This is a genomic window from Teichococcus coralli (assembly GCF_009829925.1).
GTDB lineage: Bacteria > Pseudomonadota > Alphaproteobacteria > Acetobacterales > Acetobacteraceae > Pseudoroseomonas > Pseudoroseomonas coralli.
Genome location: NZ_SNVJ01000004.1, coordinates 107,061 through 127,541 on the forward strand (window position 1 = coordinate 107,061; position 20,481 = coordinate 127,541).

Annotated in this window: 24 protein-coding genes and 1 other RNA gene; 11 read left to right on the forward strand and 14 right to left on the reverse strand. The window is 72.8% G+C overall.

Translation table 11 applies throughout. The annotated features are described in order from the left end of the window. Positions 1-42: 42 nt before the first annotated feature. The 10 genes from trpA to aroA all read right to left on the reverse strand — a co-directional run bounded on the left by trpA (position 43) and on the right by aroA (position 9,821). Positions 43-873, reverse strand: a complete 831-nt coding sequence (trpA, locus tag E0493_RS06055; RefSeq protein ID WP_160936038.1) for a tryptophan synthase subunit alpha — start codon at positions 871-873, stop codon at positions 43-45. After that, a complete protein-coding gene (trpB, locus tag E0493_RS06060) occupies positions 870-2,111 on the reverse strand; it encodes a tryptophan synthase subunit beta (RefSeq protein WP_367614461.1) in 1,242 nt (413 codons plus the stop codon). Before trpB ends, trpA begins: the two co-directional genes overlap by 4 nt. A gap of 190 nt (positions 2,112-2,301) precedes the next feature. Next, on the reverse strand, positions 2,302-2,970 hold the full coding sequence (locus tag E0493_RS06065; protein ID WP_160936039.1) for a phosphoribosylanthranilate isomerase: 669 nt from the start codon (positions 2,968-2,970) through the stop codon (positions 2,302-2,304). Between the two features lies 1 nt (position 2,971). Further along, positions 2,972-3,682 carry an orotidine-5'-phosphate decarboxylase gene (gene pyrF, locus E0493_RS06070; RefSeq protein ID WP_160936040.1) on the reverse strand — a complete coding sequence of 237 codons (711 nt, stop codon included), beginning with the start codon at positions 3,680-3,682 and terminating at the stop codon, positions 2,972-2,974. Position 3,683: 1 nt separating this feature from the next. Continuing rightward, positions 3,684-4,028 carry a lipopolysaccharide assembly protein LapA domain-containing protein gene (locus tag E0493_RS06075; RefSeq protein ID WP_160936041.1) on the reverse strand — a complete coding sequence of 115 codons (345 nt, stop codon included), beginning with the start codon at positions 4,026-4,028 and terminating at the stop codon, positions 3,684-3,686. Next, entirely contained in the window at positions 4,025-4,354 is a 330-nt protein-coding gene (ihfB, locus tag E0493_RS06080; RefSeq protein WP_160936042.1) for an integration host factor subunit beta, read from the reverse strand. The genes E0493_RS06075 and ihfB overlap by 4 nt, the downstream gene beginning before the upstream one ends. A gap of 85 nt (positions 4,355-4,439) precedes the next feature. Continuing rightward, positions 4,440-5,351 carry a signal peptide peptidase SppA gene (sppA, locus tag E0493_RS06085; protein WP_160936043.1) on the reverse strand — a complete coding sequence of 304 codons (912 nt, stop codon included), beginning with the start codon at positions 5,349-5,351 and terminating at the stop codon, positions 4,440-4,442. 141 nt (positions 5,352-5,492) lie between these two features. Beyond that, positions 5,493-7,214, reverse strand: a complete 1,722-nt coding sequence (gene rpsA, locus E0493_RS06090; RefSeq protein WP_160936044.1) for a 30S ribosomal protein S1 — start codon at positions 7,212-7,214, stop codon at positions 5,493-5,495. Between the two features lie 559 nt (positions 7,215-7,773). Further along, complete coding sequence (gene cmk, locus E0493_RS06095; protein WP_160936045.1) at positions 7,774-8,439, reverse strand: (d)CMP kinase; 666 nt, start codon at positions 8,437-8,439, stop codon at positions 7,774-7,776. After that, the gene (aroA, locus tag E0493_RS06100) at positions 8,436-9,821 is read right to left on the reverse strand and encodes a 3-phosphoshikimate 1-carboxyvinyltransferase (RefSeq protein ID WP_160936046.1); all 1,386 of its coding nucleotides are present in this window, start codon (positions 9,819-9,821) and stop codon (positions 8,436-8,438) included. The genes cmk and aroA overlap by 4 nt, the downstream gene beginning before the upstream one ends. Before the next feature lie 82 nt (positions 9,822-9,903). Here aroA and E0493_RS06105 point away from each other — a divergent pair, with 82 nt between their 5' ends. Continuing rightward, positions 9,904-10,221 carry a TIGR02300 family protein gene (locus E0493_RS06105; RefSeq protein WP_160936047.1) on the forward strand — a complete coding sequence of 106 codons (318 nt, stop codon included), beginning with the start codon at positions 9,904-9,906 and terminating at the stop codon, positions 10,219-10,221. A 229-nt stretch (positions 10,222-10,450) separates the two neighbouring features. Here E0493_RS06105 and ltnD read toward each other — a convergent pair whose 3' ends face one another. Beyond that, the gene (ltnD, locus tag E0493_RS06110; protein ID WP_160936048.1) at positions 10,451-11,362 is read right to left on the reverse strand and encodes an L-threonate dehydrogenase; all 912 of its coding nucleotides are present in this window, start codon (positions 11,360-11,362) and stop codon (positions 10,451-10,453) included. A 121-nt stretch (positions 11,363-11,483) separates the two neighbouring features. On the opposite strand from ltnD, the gene E0493_RS06115 reads away from it, so the two are divergent. The 3 genes from E0493_RS06115 to E0493_RS06125 all read left to right on the forward strand — a co-directional run bounded on the left by E0493_RS06115 (position 11,484) and on the right by E0493_RS06125 (position 13,146). Then, positions 11,484-12,206, forward strand: coding sequence for a DUF1868 domain-containing protein (locus E0493_RS06115; RefSeq protein WP_160936049.1), 723 nt, complete (start codon positions 11,484-11,486; stop codon positions 12,204-12,206). 65 nt (positions 12,207-12,271) lie between these two features. Next, entirely contained in the window at positions 12,272-12,787 is a 516-nt protein-coding gene (locus E0493_RS06120; RefSeq protein ID WP_160936050.1) for a DUF5872 domain-containing protein, read from the forward strand. Further along, on the forward strand, positions 12,784-13,146 hold the full coding sequence (locus tag E0493_RS06125; protein ID WP_160936051.1) for a DUF3140 domain-containing protein: 363 nt from the start codon (positions 12,784-12,786) through the stop codon (positions 13,144-13,146). Before E0493_RS06120 ends, E0493_RS06125 begins: the two co-directional genes overlap by 4 nt. Positions 13,147-13,234: 88 nt before the next feature. On the opposite strand, the gene E0493_RS06130 is transcribed toward E0493_RS06125, so the two are convergent. Beyond that, complete coding sequence (locus E0493_RS06130; protein ID WP_160936052.1) at positions 13,235-13,384, reverse strand: hypothetical protein; 150 nt, start codon at positions 13,382-13,384, stop codon at positions 13,235-13,237. An 18-nt stretch (positions 13,385-13,402) separates the two neighbouring features. Here E0493_RS06130 and E0493_RS06135 point away from each other — a divergent pair, with 18 nt between their 5' ends. From E0493_RS06135 to E0493_RS06150, 4 genes are all read left to right on the forward strand, one after another. After that, on the forward strand, positions 13,403-14,641 hold the full coding sequence (locus tag E0493_RS06135; RefSeq protein ID WP_160936053.1) for a methyltransferase: 1,239 nt from the start codon (positions 13,403-13,405) through the stop codon (positions 14,639-14,641). Positions 14,642-14,651: 10 nt separating this feature from the next. Next, positions 14,652-15,152 carry a YdcF family protein gene (locus E0493_RS06140; protein ID WP_160936054.1) on the forward strand — a complete coding sequence of 167 codons (501 nt, stop codon included), beginning with the start codon at positions 14,652-14,654 and terminating at the stop codon, positions 15,150-15,152. A 77-nt stretch (positions 15,153-15,229) separates the two neighbouring features. Next, the gene (locus tag E0493_RS06145; protein WP_160936055.1) at positions 15,230-15,415 is read left to right on the forward strand and encodes a hypothetical protein; all 186 of its coding nucleotides are present in this window, start codon (positions 15,230-15,232) and stop codon (positions 15,413-15,415) included. Between the two features lie 82 nt (positions 15,416-15,497). Next, positions 15,498-16,454 carry an SMP-30/gluconolactonase/LRE family protein gene (locus E0493_RS06150; RefSeq protein WP_160936056.1) on the forward strand — a complete coding sequence of 319 codons (957 nt, stop codon included), beginning with the start codon at positions 15,498-15,500 and terminating at the stop codon, positions 16,452-16,454. 278 nt (positions 16,455-16,732) lie between these two features. Here E0493_RS06150 and E0493_RS06155 read toward each other — a convergent pair whose 3' ends face one another. Together E0493_RS06155 and nudC are read right to left on the reverse strand one after the other, a co-directional pair. Continuing rightward, positions 16,733-17,029: a phosphoribosylamine--glycine ligase gene (locus tag E0493_RS06155; protein WP_160936057.1), complete on the reverse strand. Its 297-nt coding sequence runs from the start codon at positions 17,027-17,029 to the stop codon at positions 16,733-16,735. After that, a complete protein-coding gene (gene nudC / locus E0493_RS06160) occupies positions 17,029-17,955 on the reverse strand; it encodes an NAD(+) diphosphatase (RefSeq protein ID WP_160936058.1) in 927 nt (308 codons plus the stop codon). The genes E0493_RS06155 and nudC overlap by 1 nt, the downstream gene beginning before the upstream one ends. Positions 17,956-18,060: 105 nt before the next feature. Here nudC and ffs point away from each other — a divergent pair. The 3 genes from ffs to E0493_RS06175 all read left to right on the forward strand — a co-directional run bounded on the left by ffs (position 18,061) and on the right by E0493_RS06175 (position 20,479). Continuing rightward, positions 18,061-18,152, forward strand: an RNA gene (gene ffs / locus E0493_RS06165) — signal recognition particle sRNA small type. Positions 18,153-18,237: 85 nt separating this feature from the next. Further along, positions 18,238-20,097 (forward strand): DNA polymerase III subunit gamma/tau, encoded by a 1,860-nt coding sequence (locus tag E0493_RS06170; RefSeq protein ID WP_160936059.1) that lies wholly within the window; start codon positions 18,238-18,240, stop codon positions 20,095-20,097. Between the two features lie 31 nt (positions 20,098-20,128). After that, the gene (locus E0493_RS06175; RefSeq protein WP_160936060.1) at positions 20,129-20,479 is read left to right on the forward strand and encodes a YbaB/EbfC family nucleoid-associated protein; all 351 of its coding nucleotides are present in this window, start codon (positions 20,129-20,131) and stop codon (positions 20,477-20,479) included. The last annotated feature ends 2 nt before the right edge of the window (positions 20,480-20,481 follow it).

Sequence of the window (20,481 nt, forward strand, 5' to 3'; positions counted from 1 at the left end):
TGTCCGGCGAACCAGGGGCCCTGGTTTGCCCGGCGCGCGGCTTCAGGCGGAAACGCGCGCCCCGCGCACCGCCTCGGCGAGGCCGCGCACCTGGTCCAGCACCTTGCGCAGCGTGTCCGGCCGGGCGCGGCCCTTCTCGTCCAGGCTGGCGGCGAGGGTCTCGATCAGCGCCGAGGCGACCACGGCGCCGTCCGCCACCTGCACCGCCTCGGCGGCCTGCTGCGGCGTGCGCACGCCGAAGCCGATGGCGATCGGCAGGTCGGTATGCCGGCGCAGGCGCGGAATGGCCGCGGCCAGCGCCTCCTGCGTGGCGCTGCGCGTGCCGGTGATGCCGGTGATGGCCACGTAGTAGATGAAGCCGCTGGTGCCTTCGAGCACCTTGGGCAGCCGCGCGTCATGGGTGGTGGGGGCGACGAGGCGGATCAGGTCCAGCCCCTGCTCGCGCGCCGGCCCGGCCAGCTCGTCGGCTTCCTCCGGCGGCATGTCCACCACGATCAGCCCGTCCACGCCGGAATCGGCGGCGCAGGTGCAGAAGCTCTCGATGCCATAGGAGAGGATGGGGTTCAGGTAGCCCATCAGCACCACCGGCGTCTCGTCATCCTCGCGGCGGAAGTCGCGCACCATGGCGAGCGCCCCGGCCAGGCTGCCGCCCGCCTTCAGCGCCCGCTGCCCGGCGCGCTGCACGGTCGGTCCGTCGGCCATCGGGTCGGTGAAGGGCACGCCGATCTCGATCAGGTCCGCCCCCGCGCCAGGCAGGCCGCGCAGCAGCGCCATGGAGGTCGCGGGATCGGGGTCGTAGGCCTCCAGGAAGGGCATCAGCGCGCCCCGGCCCTCCGCCTTGAGCTGCGCGAAGCGGGCGGCGATGCGGCTCACAGCGACTCTCCCAGGTGCTTGGCGACGGTGAAGATGTCCTTGTCGCCGCGGCCGGACAGGTTGAGGACGATGATCTCGTCCTTGGCCATGGTCGGCGCGAGCTTCAGCACATGCGCCAGCCCATGCGCCGATTCCAGCGCCGGGATGATGCCCTCCAGCCGCGAGCAGAGCTGGAAGGCGTCCAGCGCCTCCTGGTCGGTGATGGCCACATATTCCACGCGGCCGATCTCGTGCAGCCAGGAATGCTCCGGCCCGATGCCGGGATAGTCCAGCCCGGCGGAGATCGAATGCGCCTCCTGGATCTGCCCGTCGCCGTTCTGCAGCAGGTAGGTCTTGTTGCCGTGCAGCACGCCCGGGCGCCCGCCGCCGATGGCGGCCGCGTGCTCGCCCGATTCCATGCCGCGCCCGGCCGCCTCGACGCCGATGATCCGCACCTCGGCGTCATCGAGGAAGGGGTGGAACAGCCCCATGGCGGAGGAGCCGCCGCCAACGGCGCAGACCAGCGCGTCCGGCAGGCGCCCCTCGGCGGCCAGCACCTGCTGCCGCGTCTCCTCGCCAATCACGCACTGGAAGTCGCGCACCATCTGCGGGAAGGGGGCGGGGCCGGCGACGGTGCCGATGCAGTAGTAGGTGTCGGCGACGTTGGCGACCCAGTCGCGCATCGCCTCGTTCATCGCGTCCTTCAGCGTGCCGGCGCCGGAGGTGACGGGGATCACCTCGGCCCCCAGCAGCTTCATGCGGAAGACGTTGGGCTGCTGCCGCTCGACGTCGGTGGCGCCCATGTAGACGATGCACTTCAGGCCGAAGAGGGCGCAGGCGGTGGCGGTGGCCACGCCGTGCTGCCCGGCGCCGGTCTCGGCGATGATGCGCGGCTTGCCCATGCGCCGGGCCAGCAGGATCTGGCCGAGCACGGCGTTGATCTTGTGCGCGCCGGTGTGGTTCAGCTCCTCGCGCTTGAAGTAGACCTTGGCGCCGAGGTCCGGTCCCGCGCTGCCCGCGCGAAGGTGCTCCGTCAGCCGCTCGCAGAGCCAGAGCGGGCTGGGGCGGCCGACATAGTCCTTCAGCAGCCGTCGCCATTCCTGCATGAAGGCCGGGTCCTGACGCGCGGCATTGTAGGCCTGTTCGACCTCCTGGATGACCGGCATCAGCGTCTCGGCGACATAACGTCCGCCGAACTGACCGAAACGGCCCCGCGTATCGGGGCCCTGGCGCAAGGAATTGGGCAGAGGCTGGTTCACGCTTCCCTCCAGACGGCACCGACTGTTAGCGCGCCCTGCCATATGGGGATAGGGGAAGGAAAAGCGCGGGGGAATGAATTCCCCCGGACCCCCTGCTTCTTTTTGTCAGTTCTGGCGCGCGCGGGCGGCTTGGGCGGGAAACTCGGAAAAGGAAGACGGGGGCTTGGGGGAATTCCTTCCCCCAGCCTTTCTACTCCTGCTCCGCATGCGCGGCCGCGACGAAGGCGGCGATCAGCACCGGGTCCTTCACGCCGCGCATCCGCTCGACGCCCGAGGACACATCCACCGCGGGAGCGCCGGTCGCGCGGATGGCGGAGGCGACGTTGGCCGGCGTCAGCCCGCCGGCCAGCATCCAGGGGCGGGGGATCGGGTGCCCGGCCAGCAGGGACCAGTCGAAGCTGGCGGCGTTCCCGCCCGGCAGGGCGGCGCCGCGCGGCGGCTTGGCATCGAGCAGAAAGCGGTCCACGGCCGGAGCATAGGCCTCCAGCAGCCCGAGATCCTCCGGCGTGGCGATGCCAAGCGCCTTCATGACGGGCAGGCCGAAGCGCGCGCGGATGGCGGCGCAACGTTCCGGGCTCTCCATGCCGTGCAACTGCAGGAGGCTGAGCGGCGCGGACTTCAGCACCTCGCCGATCTCGGCATCGCTGGCGTCCACCAGCAGGCCGACGCAGAGCGGGCGGCGCCCGGTGCCGCCGCGTGCCGCCAGTTCGCCGGCCTCCTCGGGCGTCACCGCTCGGGGAGAAGGCGGGTAGAAAACGAAGCCGACCCAGTCGGCCCCGGCGTGGCAGGCCGCGTCATAGGCCGCCGCGTCGTTGATGCCGCAGATCTTGACCTGCACCTTGGGGAGAGGACCGCTCATCTCAGCCTGGCAGGCTGCCGGCGATGGCGGCCGCCGCGGCGGCAGGATCGGGCGCGGCGGTGATCGGGCGCCCCACCACCAGCCAGTCCGCCCCGGCGGCGGCGGCGTCCTCGGGCGTGGCGACGCGCGCCTGGTCGCCCTTGTCGCTGCCCGCCGGCCGGACGCCGGGCACCACCAGCAGCGGCGCCTGGCCAAAGGCGTCGCGCAGGCGGGAGATCTCATGCGGCGAGCAGACCAGCCCGTCCGCACCGGCCTCCAGCGCCAGCCGTGCCAGGCGCAGCACCTGCTGCACCGGGCCGCCGGCGACGCCGGTCTCGGCCAGGCCGGCGGCGGTGAAGCTGGTCAGCACCGTCACCGCCAGAATGGCGGGCCTCGCCTCGCCCAGGCTGTCCTCGGCGGCGCGGCGGGCGGCCTCGATCATGGCGCCGCCGCCGCCGCCGTGCAGGGTCAGCATGGCCGGGCGGGTGGCGCAGACCGAGCGCACCGCCCCGGCCACGGTGTTCGGGATGTCGTGGAACTTCAGGTCCAGGAAGACCGGCCGCTGCGCGGCGATGCGGGACACCACCGCCGGGCCGGCGGCGCAGAACAGCTCCAGCCCCACCTTCACCAGCCCGACATGCGGCGCCACCGCGCGTGCCCAGGCCTCGGCCCGAACTGCGTCGGGCGTGTCAAGCGCGGCGATCAGGCCGGTGCGATTGGGCTTGGCGCGCATCTCAGTGGGTCGGCGCCAGGGCGGTGGAAGCCGCCGGCGCGGTGGAGGGAACCGGGCTGGCCGCATCCTGCTGCGCGCGGATCTCGGCCAGCTCGGCTTCCAGCAGCTGCGCGGCCCGCTGCATCCTGCGGGCGCGGCGGCGGTAGTGCAGGGCGCTGCCCCAGGTCAGCAGCGCGCCCAGCAGAAAGGCGAGCGCTGCGGCACCGAGCACCGCACCGGCCAGCGGCACCTCCCAGCTCACGTCAAAGGGCCAGAGCTGCAGCGCCACCGGCGCGGCGTTGGAGACGGCGAAGAGCACCAGCACCAGCAGCAGCAGGGCGGTGAGCAGGAGGCCGATGATGGTCATGGAGAGGTCACCGTGGTGCGGGGGCTGCGCTTCGGCGCCTGCAGCGGGCCGCCATTGACGCGCTCGCGCAGTTCCTTGCCGGGCTTGAAATAGGGAACGGACTTGCCCGCGACCGGCACGGACTCGCCGGTGCGCGGGTTGCGGCCGGTGCGCGGGTCGCGCTGCTTGGCGGAAAAGGCGCCGAAGCCGCGCAGCTCCACCCGGTCGCCGCGGGCCAGCGCGGCGGTGATCTCGTCGAAGATGGTGCTGACGATCAGCTCCACGTCCGGTTGGCGCAGATGCGGGTTGGCCGCGGCCAATTGCGCGATCAGTTCGGATTTGGTCATGGCCCGCCTGCCTCCTGCCCCGCGCCGGAACCCCGGCCGGAAGATTGCCACCCCGCCGCAGGACCGCAAGCGCGCCCGCGGCACCTCATCGCGGAAGCTGCCAAACAGCCTGCGGGCCGTCAATTGCAAGCCATTCTGATATCAGGCTTTTTGTCAGCGCATGCACGGAGAAGCCAAGCGCGCGCTCCACCGCGTCGCGCGGGTCGAGGTCGCGCACGCGCAGATCGGCCGGGATGTCATGCGTGCCCGCGAGCCAGGCGCGCGCCTCCGGCTCGCCGCCGATGGCATCCACCAGCTTGAGGTCCAGCGCCTGCCGGCCGGTGTAGATGCGGCCATCGGCCAGCGCCTCCACCTGCTCGCGCGGCAGCTTGCGGCCCGCCGCCACCATGCCGACGAATTGCCCGTGCAGGTCGCGCAGCACGGCCTCCAGCACGGCCTGGCCCTCCGGAGCGAGCGGGCGGAAGGGGCTCGGCACGCCTTTCAGCGGCCCGGAGGTCAGCATCTCCGCCTGCACGCCCAGCATGGTCAGCAGCTCGCTGACGTCGAAGGACTGCAGGATCACCCCGATCGAGCCGGTGACGGTGGACTCGCGCGCGAAGATCCGCTCCGCCGGCAGGGCGATCATGTAGGCGGCCGAGGCGGCGGTGCCGCGCATCACCGCCACCAGCGGCTTGCGCGCGCGGAAGCGGGTGAGCGCGGCGTGCAGCCCCTCGCCGCCGGCGACCGTGCCGCCGGGGCTGTCGATGGACAGGATCATGCCGCGCACGGCCGGGTCGCGCGCCGCGCGGGCGATGGCCTCGGTGATGCGGTGGTCGTCCCCGATGGCGCCCTCTACGCTGAAGCGCAGCAGATGCGCCCGCGTCGTCTCCAGCTTCGTGCCGAACAGGGCGAACAGCGCCGCCGCGGCCAGCATGACGGCCGCCACGCGCCAGCCGAGCAGGCGGCGCTTGAGGCGGCGGCGATCGACCAGCAGGTCGTGTTCCAGGGGGGCGCTCATGCTGCGCGCATCAATGGCGGCGGGCGGGCCGCCGGGTCAAGGCTTGCCCTCGCACCGCGCCGGGGGCACCGCGAAAAGCAAACGCCCCGGGTGGCGGACCACCCGGGGCGCTGCGGTTCCTCCAGAAGGAAGAGCCGACGATTACTCGTCGCCCGCCATCTGGTTGCGGCGGCGGATGGCCGCGCCGAGGATGTCGCCCAGGGAGGCGCCGGAGTCGGCGGTGCCGTACTCCTTCATCGCCTCGCGCTCCTCCTCCACTTCCTTGCCCTTGATGGTCAGGGCCAGGCGGCGGGCGGCGCGGTCCACGGCGGTGACCTTCGCATCGACCTTCTCGCCGATGGCGAACTTGTCGGGGCGCTGGTCGCCACGGTCGCGGGCCAGCTCGGCGCGGCGGATGAAGCCGGTGAGCACGTCCTCGACCTTCACCTCGATGCCGTTCTGCTCGACCTTCGTCACGATGCAGGTGACGATGTCGTTCTTGCGGACGCGGTCCAGCACCTCGGCGGCGGGGTCGGCGGCCAGCTGCTTGATGCCGAGGGAGATGCGCTCCTTCTCGACGTCAACGTCCAGCACCTTGGCCTTGACCATGTCGCCCTTCTTGTAGTCGGCCATGGCCTGCTCGCCAGGGACGTCCCAGGAAAGGTCGGACATGTGCACCATGCCGTCGATCTCGGGAGCCAGACCCACGAACAGACCGAACTCGGTGATGTTGCGGATCTCGCCCTCGACGATGGAGCCCGGCGAGTGCGCCTCGAGGAACAGCTCCCAGGGGTTGCCCTGGGCCTGCTTGAGGCCGAGGCTGATGCGGCGCTTCGGCTCGTCCACGTCCAGGATCATCACGTCGACCTCCTGCGAGGTGGCGACGATCTTGCCCGGATGGACGTTCTTCTTGGTCCAGCTCATCTCGGAGACGTGGACCAGGCCCTCGACGCCCGGCTCCAGCTCCACGAAGGCGCCGTAGTCGGTGATGTTGGTCACGCGGCCGGTGAACTTGGCGCCGACCGGGTACTTGATCGACACGCCCTCCCACGGGTCGGACATCAGCTGCTTCATGCCCAGCGAGATGCGCTGCGTCTCGGGGTTGAAGCGGATGACCTGCACGCGGACCTGCTGCCCGATGGACAGCGCCTCGGAGGGGTGGTTGATGCGGCGCCAGGCGATGTCGGTGACGTGCAGCAGCCCGTCCACGCCGCCCAGGTCCACGAAGGCGCCGTAGTCGGTGATGTTCTTCACCACGCCGTCCAGGATCATGCCTTCCTTGAGGCCCTGGATCAGCTCGCTACGCTGCTCGGCGCGCGTCTCTTCCAGCACCGCGCGGCGGCTGACGACGATGTTGCCGCGGGCGCGGTCCATCTTCAGGATCTGGAAGGGCTGCGGCGAGCCCATCAGCGGCCCGACGTCGCGCACCGGGCGGATATCCACCTGGGAACCCGGGAGGAAGGCCACGGCGCCGCCGAGATCGACGGTGAAGCCGCCCTTCACGCGCCCGAAGATGACGCCATTGACGCGCTGCTGCGCGTTGAACGCCTTCTCCAGGTTGGTCCAGGCTTCCTCGCGGCGCGCCTTCTCACGCGACAGGACGATCGAGCCGTCCTTGTCCTCATAGCGCTCGACGAACAGCTCGACGGTGTCGCCGGCCTTCACCTCGGGCTTCTGGCCCTGCGGCGCGAATTCCTTGAGGGGCACCCGCCCCTCGCTCTTCAGCCCGACATCCACGACCGCGAAATCGTCGTCGACCCGGACCACCTTGCCGGTGACGACCGAGCCGGCGAAGCCGGTGTCGGCGCCCAGGGTGGCGTCGAGCAGGGCGGCAAAGTCCTCGCCACCGGCCGGGGTCATGGAAAGGCTGTCGGCATGTGCCATGTAGCAGTGTGTTCCTGATCCGCCCGGGAGGCTCCCGGAGGGATTCTTGCGCCCCCGCCTGCGCGAGCACGACTTGGCCGGGCGCCTGCCTCTGCAGGCGGCGCCGTTCGGCCCTGTTGCGATAAGCGGAATTGCGGCCCGCCCGTTCCGGTCCGGTGGCGCGGGCGCCTGGTCAGCGCACCGCAGAGAGCCGGACACCCCGGCACCGGCCGGTGACAGGGTTCAGCGTTCGCCTAGGCCAGTCAGCCCCTCGGCGTCAAGGGGATTCGGACAGGAGCGCAACGTTTCGCCGACGCGTGAAAACCGGAGCGGTGAGCCCCTTTCCAAAGAAGCGGGAGGAGAATGAATTCTCCCGCAGACCCGCACTTTTTTCTTTTCCATCAGCCTGTTGCATCGGCGGCGCGCGCTCGCGCCGGAGCGGGCGCCGCGCTTGCGGCCAGAACCGTTCTCGCCGTCGGCGAAACCGAAAACTGACAGAGAAAGAAGAAGGTTTGGGGGGTGGGCGCCGCCTGGCGCAGCTCTCCCATTCCAGTCTGGGCCAGGAAGCGGAGGACCGGCCTCAGAGGCCGAGGCGCTCCGCCACCAGGGCGCGCGCGGCCCGGAAGGCGGCTTCCGCATCCAAAGCGGTGGTGTCCAGCAGCAGGGCATCGGCCGCCGGCTTCAGCGGCGCCACGGCGCGGCCGGCATCCTGCGCGTCCCGCGCGCGGAGGTCGGCCAGCACCGCCGGCAGCTCGGCTGTCACGCCACGCCCCCGCAGTTCCAGCCAGCGGCGGCGGGCGCGCTCCTCGTCGCTGGCGGTGACGAACAGCTTCACCGGCGCGTCGGGAAAGACCACGGTGCCGATGTCCCGCCCGTCCAGCACCGCGCCATGGGTGCGGCCGAAGCCGCGCTGCCAGTCCAGCAGCGCGGCGCGCACGGCGGGAATGGCGGCAACGGCGCTGGCCGCGCGGTCGGCCTCGGGGCCGCGCAGGTCCGGGCGCTCCAGGTCGGCGGGGGAAAGGGAGCGGGCTGCCGCCTCGGCGGCGAGGGTGTCCCGCGGGTCGGCCCCGGCATCCAGCAACCGGCGGCCGGTGGCGCGGTAGAGCAGGCCGGTGTCGAGGTAGGGCAGGCCCAGCTCGGCGGCGAGGCGGCGGGCCAGCGTGCCCTTGCCAGCCGCCGCCGGCCCGTCCACGGCGATGACGACCCCGGCGAGGCCGCGGCCGCCGGCGTCCGGCGTGGGGTTCACGCCCGGGCCGGGCGGTTCAGGCGCTGCAGGGCGTCGCCGCCCGCCGCGCGGTTGATCAGCTCGGCGAAGCCGGGGAAGGAGGTGTCGATGAAGCTCGAGTCATCCACCGCCACCGGCGCCTCGGTCGTCAGTCCGAGCACCAGGGCGCTCATGGCGATGCGGTGGTCCATGTGCGTGACGACCCGGCCGCCGCCGGGCGGCGCGCCACCCACGCCGTGCACCAGCATGTCGTCGCCCTCGATCTCCACCTTCACCCCGTTGGCGGCGAGCAGCGCGGCGGTGGCGGCCACGCGGTCGCTCTCCTTCACCCGCAGCTCGGCCAGGCCGCGGAAGCGGCTGACGCCCTGGGCGCAGGCGGCCGCCACGGCCAGGACCGGGTACTCATCCACCATGGAGGGCACCCGCTCGGCCGGCACGTCCACCGCGCGCAGCGCGCCGTGGCGGGCGGTGAGGTCGCCCATCGGCTCGCCGCCTTCGGTGCGCGCGTCGCTGACCTCCAGCGTGGCGCCCATCTCGCGCAGGGTGGTGAAGAGCCCGGTGCGCAGCGGGTTCAGCCCGACGCTCTCCACCGTCACCTCGGAGCCCGGAACCAGCAGCGCCGCCACCAGCGGGAAGGCGGCGGAAGAAGGGTCGCCCGGCACCGCCACCGGCGCGGCGACCAGCTCCGGCTGGCCCTCCAGCTCGATGACGCGGCCATGCCCCTGCGGCGCCACCCGCACGGTGGCGCCGAAATGGCGCAGCATGTTCTCGGTGTGGTCGCGACTCGCCTCCGGCTCGACCACGCGGGTCACCCCGCGCGCGCCCAGCCCCGCCAGCAGCACGGCCGACTTCACCTGCGCCGAGGCCATCGGCAGGGTGTAGTCCAGCGGCAGCGGCTCGGCGGCGCCCTTGATGGCGAGCGGCAACCGGCCGCCCTCGCGGCCGGCGAAGCGGGCGCCGCAGGCGGCCAGCGGATCGGTCACGCGCTTCATCGGCCGCTTGCGCAGCGAGGCGTCGCCGGTCAGCACGGCGAAGATCGGGTGGCCGGCGATGAGGCCGCAGATCAGCCGCGCGGCGGTGCCGGAATTGCCCATGTCCAGCACGTCGGCCGGCTCGGTGAGGCCGCCGACGCCGCGCCCGGCCACCTGCCAGTGGCCGGGGCCCAGCCGCTCCACCGTGGCGCCGAGCGCGCGCATGGCGGCGGCGGTGCGCAGCACGTCCTCGCCTTCCAGCAGCCCGGTGATCTCGGTGCTGCCGACGGCGAGGGCGCCGAACATCAGCGCGCGGTGGCTGATCGACTTGTCGCCGGCGACGGTGAGGCGGCCGGAGAGGCCCTTCTGCGGCCGGGTGGCGCGCAACGGCCGTGCATTCGCTTCGTGTTCCACGGAGCGAGGGTTTGACATGGAGCCGGGGGGCGTGGCAATGCGCGCCCCTGTTTCGCGGCCGGCCCGCGCCTGGCCCCTTTTTCCCGGGATACTCACGCTGATGGCCAAGCCCGAACTGGGTCTGAAACGCACCTGCGTCGCCTGCGGCGCAAAGTTCTACGACCTCGCCCGCCAGCCTGCCGTTTGCCCGAAATGCGGCACCGAGCAGCCGGCCGAGCAGCCGCGCCTGCGCCGCGCCGCCGCGCCGGTGGAGGAGAAGGTCAAGAAGCGCCCTGCCCCCGAGGCCGACAGCGACGATGTCGACCTGGAGGACGTGGACACCGACGAGTCGCTGGACGACTCCGAGGACCTCGAGGACAGCGAGGACGACATCGACACCGACATCGAGGTCGAGACGGACCGCGAGGAAGAGAACTAGGCCGCGCCGGCCCGCAGGGGCGGCGGAACCGGGGGAGAATTCATTCTCCCCCGAACCTCCTCTTCCTGCTTTTCTGTCATTTTGTCGCTCTGGCTAGACGCGCCCACGCCGGGGCCGCGACAGCTTCGGCGGCCATCCGTGCGCTGATCATCGGACGCGCCTTCGCCGCAAGCCGCGCCGGGAATCGACAGAAAAAGGAGGGGGTCTGGGGGAGTTCACTCCCACAGCCTTATTTTTCATCCCCCGCCTCTTCATCCCCCGGCAGGGCGATCCCCGTCATCGCCTGCCAGACGCGGATGACGAACCCGTCGTCCTTCTGGCCCTGCCCCATGGCATGGGCGGCGGTGAAGAGCTGCTGCGCCTGCGCCGCCAGCGGCACCGGGAAGGCCAGCGCGCGCGCCATCTCCGTCACCAGCCCCAGGTCCTTGACGAAGATGTCCACCGCCGAGCGGGGGGCATCGTCGCCGGTCAGCACCCGCGCCATGCGGTTCTCGAACATCCAGGAGTTGCCGGCGGCCGAGGTGACCACGTCGTAGAGCGCCTTCGGGTCCGCCCCGGCGCGGATGCCGAGCGCCATGGCCTCCGCCGCCACCGCGATGTGCACGCCCGCGAGGAGCTGGTGCACCACCTTCACGGTGGCGCCGATGCCGGGCTGCTCGCCCAGCCGCCAGACCTTGGTGGCGATGGCCTCCAGCACCGGCGCCGCCTTGTCGAAGGCCGCGGCGCCGCCGGCCGCCATCACCGTCATGGCGCCCTCGCGCGCCTTGGCCGCGCCGCCGGAAACGGGGGCGTCGAGCGGCAGCATCCCGGCCTGTTCCAGTTTCGCGGCGATGGCGCGGGCCGCGTCCGGCGCCATGGTGGCGCAGGAGAGCACCGCCGCGCCCGAGGCCAGGCGGGGCAGGGCGCCCTCCGGCCCGAACAGCGCCGCCTCGGTCTGCGCGGCGTTCACCACCAGCACCACCAGCGCCTCGGTGCCCTGCGGCAACGCGCCGGCGCTGGCCACCGCCCTCCCGCCGGCCGCGATGAACTCCTCCCGCGCCGCCGGGCGGGGGTCGCACCCCGTCACCTCCAGCCCGGCCCGCAGCAGCGACCGCGCCGCGCCCATCCCCATGCTGCCCAAGCCGATGACGCCCACCCGCATGGCCGCCTCCTCCCGTTCCTGCGCCACAGGGTGGCGCCGGGCACGCCGGCTGCCAAGGCGCCCCCTTCGCAAGGGCCGCGGGATGCCCGCTCATGCGGTCGCCACCGCCGAAGGACCGCGCATGCCACCTGATGCCGCCGCCATCGCCCGCCTGGCCGGCAGGGCCGGCCAGCCGCACCCCGTGCCTGGCGTGAAGTTCGCCCGGAGTGGCGCGCCGCTGCCTTTCCCGGGCAACACGGTGCTCTGCCTGCTGCCGGCGGAGGCGCCGGAACACGCAGCCCTGGCCGCCATGGCCGCCGAACTGGCCCGGGCACCCGGCTGGGGCGCGAAGCTGGCGCCGCTGGATCCCGCCAGCTTTCACATGACGGTGTTCAACGGCGTGCACGACCGCGCCCGCCGGCCACGGGACTGGCCGGCGGGCCTGCCGCTCGACGCGCCAATTCCTGAGGTGACGCGCGCCTTCGCCGAACGCCTGGACGGGCTGCGGGCACCCGGCGGCTTCGCCATGCGCCCGGCCGGGCTGGGTCCGACCTCCGGCGGGGGCACCGTGCTGTGGCTGGAGCCGTGCGACGCCGCCACCGCGGGGCGGCTCGCCGCGCTGAGGGAGGACCTGGCGCGGGCGCTCGGCCTCCGGCAGCCCAACCATCGCCGCCACGCCTTCCACCTGACGCTGAACTATTCCCTGGCCTGGCTGGACCCGGCCGAGGCAGCCGCGCTCGCGGCGGCGCAGCGCCGGATGGGGGAAGGCTTCGCCACCCGCCACCCGGTGCTGCGCTTCCCCCCACCCGCCCTTTGCGCCTTCGAGACGCTGGGCGCCTTCCACCCGGTGCTGCGACTCGGTTGAACACCCCGCGCGGCAACCGGGCGGCGCTTCCTCACGTTGCAGGCGGGCGCAGCGGAGATGGCGAAATGGCAGGAACGGCGGAAAAGACCGACCCCGCGCTCTGGAACAAGGTGAAGCGGGCGGTCACGCGCGGGGCCAAGGGCGGCAAGCCCGGCCAGTGGTCGGCCCGCAAGGCGCAGCTCGCGGTCAGCGAATACAAGGCGGAAGGCGGCGGCTATCGCGGCCGCAAGTCGGCCGACAACCACCTGGAGCAGTGGCAGCGCGAGGACTGGGGCACCAAGTCCGGCCGCAAGAGCGGCAGCACCGGCGAGCGCTACCTGCCCCGCAAGGCGCGCGAATCGCTTTCCGACGAGGAATACCGCCGCAGCACGGCGAAGAAGCGCGCCGACAGCCGCCAGGGCCGCCAGTTCAGCGCCCAGCCCAAGGACGTGGCGCGCAAGGCCGCCAAGGCGCGCCATGCCGCCGATGCCGGGGGAACCACCAAGGCGGCGCTGATGGCCGAGGCGCGCAAGCGCGACATTCGCGGCCGCTCCCGCATGACCAAGGGCGAGCTGGCCAAGGCCCTGGGACATGCCGCATGACGGAGGCGGCGGACCGCAAGGAGACCCTCGCCGAGTTCCGCCGGGTGGTGAACATGACCCCCGCCAAGCTGCGCCACTGGCTGGAGAGCGAGGAAAGCCGCTCGGTCGGCATGGCGCCGGGCGGCAAGAAGGTGACCGGCCCGGAGCAGCACGAATCGGTCGGCCACCACATGGGCGAGCGGATCCTGGCGATCAAAGCCCGCAAGCAGGACGAGCTGACCGAGGCCGACTGGGCCGACATGCGCAAGGTCATCGGCTACGTGCATCGCCACATGGCGCAGCGGCCGAAGGGCGACGTCCGCGACACCCGCTGGCGCAGGTCGCTGATGAACTGGGGCCATGATCCGCTGGAAGATTGAGCGGGGGCACCCATGAATGTCGGGGTCAGGGGTGGTTCAACCACCCCGGCGGGTGGCTCCGGGGAGGGCGCCGCCCTCCCTGGCCGCGCTATCCCAGGGCATGGACGGCGATGCGGATGAGAGCGCTCACCACCAGCAGCGCGAGCACGATGCGGGAGAGGGTGGAAACCGGCGGCATGGCGGGGAGATGGGCGCCCTGAGCCCGAACGGGAAGCCCGCTGGCGCGCCCGCCGCGCATCGCCTATCCCAGCAGGCCATGGACGCCACCGATGCCCGCCTCGCCGCGCAGTACGAAGCCTACCCCTACCCGCAGCGCCACCCGCGCGAGGAGGCGAGGCGGCTGATCGTCGGCAGTCCCAGCCACCTGCGCGAAATCGACCACTGGATCTTCGGCGCCCGCCGCCCGGCAAGCCAGCCCCTGCGGGCGCTGATGGCCGGCGGCGGCAGCGGCGACGGCACCATGATGCTGGCGCAGCAGATGGCCTGGGCCGGCCGGCCGGGCGAGGTGGTCTGGCTCGACCGCTCGGCGGCGGCGCGCGAGGTGGCGGAGGCGCGGGCCAGGGCGCGCGGCCTCACCAACATCCGCTTCGTCAGCGGCTCGCTCCTGGACCTGCCGGAACTTGGCCTCGGCGCGTTCGACTACATCGACTGCTGCGGCGTGCTGCACCACCTGCCCGACCCGGCGGCGGGGCTGGCGGCGCTGGCGGGCGCGCTGGCGCCCGGCGGCGGCCTGGGGCTGATGGTCTATGCCCCGCATGGCCGCACCGGCGTCTACATGCTGCAGGACGCGCTGCGGCTGCTCGCCCCGGATACCGAGCCGCCGCCCGAGCGCGTGGAGGCCGCCAGGCGCCTCTGGAAGCAGGCGCCCGAGACCGCCTGGCTGCGCCGCAACCCCTGGATCACCGACCACATCGATGGCGGCGATGCCGGCCTTTACGACCTGCTGCTGAACCCGCGGGACGTCGCCTTCACCGTGCCGGCACTGGCGCGGCTGATCGAGGGCGCCGGGCTCACGCCGCGCTGCTTCGTCGAGCCGCTGCGCTACGACCCCGACCGCTACCTGAACGACCCGAGGCTGCGCGCCCGCACCGCGCGGCTGGACCCGGTGGCGCGCGCCGCATTGGCCGAGGCCATCACCGGCAACATGGGCATCCACATCGCCTACTGCACGCGGGGCCCCGCACCGCTGCCGGACTGGGAGGATCCCGCCGCCATCCCTGTGCTGCGCGAGCTGGATGGTCCCGCCCTCGCCAAGGGCCTGCCGGCGGACGGCATGCTGCGCGTCACTTTCGACGGGCTGCGCGTCGGCGTGCCGGTGCCACGCCTGGCGGCGGCCATCCTGGGCCAGGTGGACGGGCGCCGCAGCCTGGGCGAGATCGGCGACGTGCTGGCCGCGCGCGGCATCGCCCGCGAGGCCTATGCGCGCGACCTCGCCGCGCTGCGCGCCGCCATGGAGCCGCTGAACCGCCTCCTGCTCGCCGCCCCGCCCGGATGACCCGGCACCCGTGACCCGCCCGGCCATCATCATCTTCGGCGCGGCCGTGCGCGCGGATGGCGGCCCGAGCCTGACCCTCCGCCGCCGGGTGATGGCCGCCGCCAGCTTCGGCGCCACGCTGGAGGACCCGCTCTACATCCCCACTGGCGGCCAGGGCCGCCACGGCCCGCCCGAGGCCGAGGTGATGGCGCGCCTGCTGCAGGATCTCGGGGTTCCGGCCGCGGCGATCCGGCTGGAACTGACCGCCACCGATACCTTCAGCTCCGCCCGCGCCTGTGCCCGCATGTTGCGCGGCCATGATGGTCCGGTCTTCGCGGCCAGCAGCGGCTACCACCTGCCGCGCTGCGTGATGCTGCTGCGCGCCTTCGGCCTGCCGGCCCGCGCCGCGCCGCCACCGGAGGCGGCGCATGGCTGGCAGGAGCGCTGGTGGTGGCGCGGGCGGGAAGCGCTGGCGCTGCCCTATGACGCCGTGCTGGCGGGCTGGGAAAGGCTGCGGCGGCGCCGGAGCTGAGGAACCGGCCGCGGGCATGGAACAGTGCCTCCGCTCCGGCGTTCCGGAAGGGTATTCCAGGCACAAGGGAGCCCAGCATGACGGTAAAGCCACCGGAAGGCCCGAAGGCCCGCTATCCCGCCGAGAAGGCCTCGGAAGGATATATTCCGAAACCGCCCTCGAAAGGCGAGACGGACCGGATCAGCGAGCAGCAGGGCCTGATCACCGACGAATGGACGGGCGAGCCGCCCGCCGCGGGGAAGCCCGGCAAGCGCGGCGCCTGAGCGTGGATTGAGGGCCGCCCCTCCCTGGCCGCGCCCTGCCGCCCATGGCAGGCTGCGCCGACCCGACGGGGAGAGAAGCCTGATGATCCAGAACGAGACGCCCTGGGAGCCGAGCCAGCGCTACCCGGACCCGCGCTTCCGCGCCTTCCACCCCTCCTTCCATCGCTTCCGGGCGATGAACGGGGCGGTGGAGAAGCTGGCCGGCGGCTGCCGCTGGGCCGAGGGGCCGGTCTGGTTCGGCGACCACCGCGCCCTGCTGTGGTCCGACATCCCGAACGACCGCATCCTGCGCTGGGACGAGGTGACCGGGCAGGTCAGCGTGTTCCGCCAGTCCTCCAACTTCGCCAACGGCAACACGCGGGACCGGCAGGGCCGCCTCGTCACCTGCGAGCATGGCGGCCGCCGCATCACCCGCACCGAGTATGACGGCCGCATCACCGTCCTCGCCGACCGCTACGACGGCAAGCGGCTGAACTCGCCGAACGACATCGTGGTGAAGTCGGACGGCAGCGTCTGGTTCACCGACCCGCCCTTCGGCATCGCCGGCCATATCGAGGGCGAGAAGGCCGAGGCCGAGTTGCCGCACGGCGTCTACCGCATCGACGGCCAGACCGGCGCCGTGACGCTGCTGACCGACGAACTGGCCGGCCCCAATGGCCTCGCCTTCTCGCCCGACGAGCGCATCCTCTACGTGGTGGAGAGCCGCGCCGAGCCGCGCCGCATCGTCGCCTATGACGTGACGGAGGATGGCCGCATCGCGAACCGCCGCGTCGCCGTGCAGGGCGAGCCGGGCGACACGCCCGACGGCTTCCGCGTGGACACCGAGGGCAACCTCTGGTGCGGCTGGGGCATGGGAGGGCCGGAATTCGACGGCGTGCGCGTGTTCAGCCCGCAGGGCGAGCCGCTCGGCCATATCGACCTGCCGGAACGCTGCGCGAATGTCTGCTTCGGCGGCCGCCACCGGAACCGGCTGTTCATGGCGGCCTCGCGCTCGATCTACAGCGTCATGCTGACCGTGCAGGGCGTCGCGGGCGGCTGAAGGGAAGTGCGGGGGGGGGGGGGGGGGGGGGGGGGGGGGGGGGGGGGGGGGGGGCGCTGCCCCCTGAACCCCCGGACCCCGCCATTCGTTTTTCGCTCCCCCTCCGAAGACGCGTCTGCCGGATATCAAAAAATCCAAAACGGCAGCACGCGCTGCAGGAAAAGTCGCCGGAGGGCCAAGCCTTCCGGCGCGAGGCGATGCAGCGGCCGCTCCTGGCGGGGTCCGGGGGGGATACTATCCCCCCGGTGGGGGCCCAGGGGGCAGCGCCCCCAGGCCTGTCACTGCGCTGGGCGCGGCGACTCGACGCCGCCCGGCGCGGCGAGGCCGTTGCGGCGCAGGCAGTCGCGGTAGGCGCGCAACTCCGCCACCCGCATGTCGTGGGTCACCCGTTCGCGGTTGTTGACGTTGTTCATGTTCATCTGCCTGGCGAAGTCGTCCACCGGCTGCGCATTCCGCGCCTCCTCCCGGCAGGCGGCCTGAACGGGCGAGAGCGGCTCGTCGGCGAGGATCGGGGCGGGCGCCCTGGCGCAGGCGGCGAGCAGCGGCAGCAGGGCCAGAAAGGAAAAGGCGCGCATCACTCGGCCTCCAGCCAGTCCTCGATCAGCCGCCGCGCGATCGAGTCGAGCCGCGGCAGCGCGAAGCCGTGCTGCTCCGGCGCGCGGATCTGGGCGCGGGTGAACCAGCGGGCATCCCGCAACTCCTCCGGATCGATCTGGATCGCGTCGGAGAGCGCCTCGGCGTGGAAGCCGAGCATGATCGAGGCGGGAAAGGGCCAGGGCTGCGAGGAGTGGTAGTGCACCGCCCCGACCTTGACGCCGACCTCCTCCAGCACCTCGCGCCGCACCGCCTCCTCCAGGCTCTCGCCCGGTTCCACGAAGCCGGCCAGCGTCGAGTACATCACGCTGTTGGGGAAGCGGGTGGAATGGCCGAGCAGGGCGCGCTTGCCGTCCGTCACCAGCATGATCACCGCCGGGTCGGTGCGCGGGAAGTGCTGCGCGCCGCAGGCCGTGCAGGCCATGGCGTTGCCGGCCGAGCGCGGCTCGCAGGCGCCGCCGCAGACGCCGCAGAAACGGTGCCGCACACGCCAGTGCATCAGGCCGCGGGCATGCGCCAGCACGCTGGCCTCGCCCGCCGGCAGCAGGCCGGCCACGGCGCGCAGGTCGGTGAAGCCGCCAAAGCCCTCGGGCAGCAGGGGGAGCGGGTCCTCGGCGGCGGAGCAATCCACCGCGAAGACGGGGCGGCCGTCCCATAGGCCCAGGAAGGCCCAGGGGCCGCCGGCCATGCGCACCGCCTCGGCGGCGGCAGGGGAGAGCAGGATGGCCTCGGGATGGCCTTCCTCCACGCCGCGCATCAGCGAGCGGCTGCGCCAGACCGGCACGTAGAGCGCCTCGGGCGAGCCCAGGGCGGCGTTGATGAAGCCGGCATCCTCCCGCCGGCCGGAGGCGCGGTCGAGGGGGCTGCCGGTATAGGCGTTGGGACGGGAAGCCGGGATGGACAGCATGCTGCCCCGGACCCTGCCACGCGGCGGCGGCCCCGGCAACCGGCCGGGAGTTGCGCGGTCCCCCCTTGCCCCGAAGGGGGCCAGGGCCGATATTGGGTGCCGGAAGGTCGGCGGCGGACAGGCGCCTCGCCAACCCGGTCAGGTCCGGAAGGAAGCAGCCGCAACGAGTTTCCGTCTGGGTCGTTCCGCCGGTCTTCCACCGGAGGCCTCCCCCATCAGGCGGCCTTCCAAACTCCCGCTCCACGGCCCGCCGCGGCCAGCACCGGATCTTCGCCGCGCGCCATGCCAAGCGACCTGCTCCCCGACGATCTCGACCAGCCGCCCCCGCCCGAGGGGCCGGGCCTGTTCGGCGAGGAGCCCACGCCCGCAGCGCCGCCGGCCGCCACGCCCGAGGCGCCGGCCACGCCCTACCGCGTCCTGGCCCGCAAATACCGCCCGCAGACCTTCGCCGACCTGATCGGCCAGGAGGCGCTGGTGCGCACCCTGCGCAACGCCTTCGCGCAGAACCGTGTGGCGCATGCCTTCATGCTCACCGGCGTGCGCGGCGTCGGCAAGACCACCACCGCCCGCATCATCGCCCGCGCGCTGAACTGCGTCGGGCCGGATGGCCAAAGGAACCTGAGTCGCGGCCCGACCGCCGACCCCTGCGGCGTCTGCCCCGAGTGCCAGGCCATCCTGGCCGACCGCCACCCGGACGTGCTGGAGCTGGACGCCGCCTCCAACAACGGGGTGGACAACATCCGCGAGCTGCGCGAGGCGGTGCGCTACCGCCCGGCCCGCGCGCGCTTCAAGGTCTATATCCTGGACGAGGTCCACATGCTTTCGACGGCGGCGTTCAACGCGCTGCTGAAGACGCTGGAGGAACCGCCGCCGCAGGTGAAGTTCCTCTTCGCGACCACCGAGATCCGCAAGGTCCCGACCACCATTCTCTCGCGCTGCCAGCGCTTCGACCTGCGCCGCGTGCCGCAGGAGCAGCTCCGCGCGCATTTCGCCCGCATCGCCGAGGCCGAGGCCGTGCCCGCCTCCGAGGAGGCGCTGGCCATGGTCGCCCGCGCGGCGGACGGCTCGGTGCGAGACGGGCTCTCGCTGCTCGACCAGGCGATCGCCCAGGCCGCCGGCAGCCCCGAGGGGGTGCAGGCCAACCTGGTGCGGGACATGCTGGGCCTCGCGGACCGCGGCCTGCTGTTCGACCTGCTGGAGGCCGCCTTCCAGGGCGACATCGCCGCCGTGCTGGCCGCCATAGACCGCGGCCACGAGCGCGGCGCCGATCCCGGCGTGGTGCTGGCCGACCTGCTGGACCTCACCCATACCCTGACCCGCCTGCGCGCCGTGCCCGCGCTGCGGCAGGACCCCTCCCTGCCCGAGGCCGAGCGGGTGCGCGGCGTGGCGCTGGCGGAAAAGCTTTCCGTGCCCGTGCTGGGCCGCGCCTGGCAGGTGCTGCTGAAGGGCATCGGCGAGGTGGCCGAGGCGCCGGACCGCCGCGCGGCGGCCGAAATGGTGCTGATCCGCCTTGCGCACCTGGCCGAGATGCCGACGCCCGGTGAGCTGGTGAAGCGCCTGACCGAGGGCGGCGCCATCCTGCCGCAGCCCGGGGCGGCGCCGAATGGCGGCGCCGGGGGCAGCCGCGCCATGGCTGGCGGCGGCGTCGTCATCGCCGCCGAGCCGGCGCCCGCCGCCCCGCCGCAGCCGCGCAACTTCCGCGAGGTGGTGGCGCTGGCCTCCGGCCGCGCGCCGATGCTGCACGCCCACCTGCTGCATCACACGCATCTGGTCTCCTTCGCCCCCGGCCGCATCGAGCTGCGGCAGACCGAGAACGCCCCGCGCGACCTCGCCGCCCAGCTTTCGCGCCTGCTGCAGGAGCAGGCCGGCACCCGCTGGACCATCGCGCTCTCCAATGCGCCGGGCGAGCCGACCATCGCCGAGCAGCGCAGCCACGTCGCCGGCGAGCGGCTGGAGATGGCCAAGGCGCATCCCCTGGTGCAGTCCATCCTGCTCGCCTTCCCCGGCGCCCAGGTGGAGGCGCTGCGCGACGACAGCCTGGACGAGTACGGCCTGCCGCCCCTCCCGGAGGCGGAGGATGACGGCCCCGATTTCGCGCCGCCCGATGCCGAGCCGGCCGATCTCGACGATTTCGACCCCTAATCCCAACCTTTCACCCCCCTGGGGAGGTCCCATGAAGAACCTTGGCGCGATGCTGAAGCAGGCGCAGCAGATGCAGACCCGCATGCAGGAGATGCAGGCGAAGCTGGAGGCCATGACGGTGGAAGGTGCCGCCGGCGCCGGCATGGTGAAGGTGACGCTGAGCGGCAAGGGCGACCTGAAGCGCCTCGCCATCGACCCCAGCCTGATGGCGGCCGATGAGCGCGAGGTGCTGGAGGACCTGATCGTCGCCGCGCATGCCGACGCCAAGCAGAAGGTCGAGGCGATGATGGCCGAGGAGATGCAGAAGGCCACGGCCGGGCTGAACATCCCCGGCATGGGCGGCGGTCTCGGCGGCCTTGGCGGCTTCAAGCTGCCGTTCTGAGC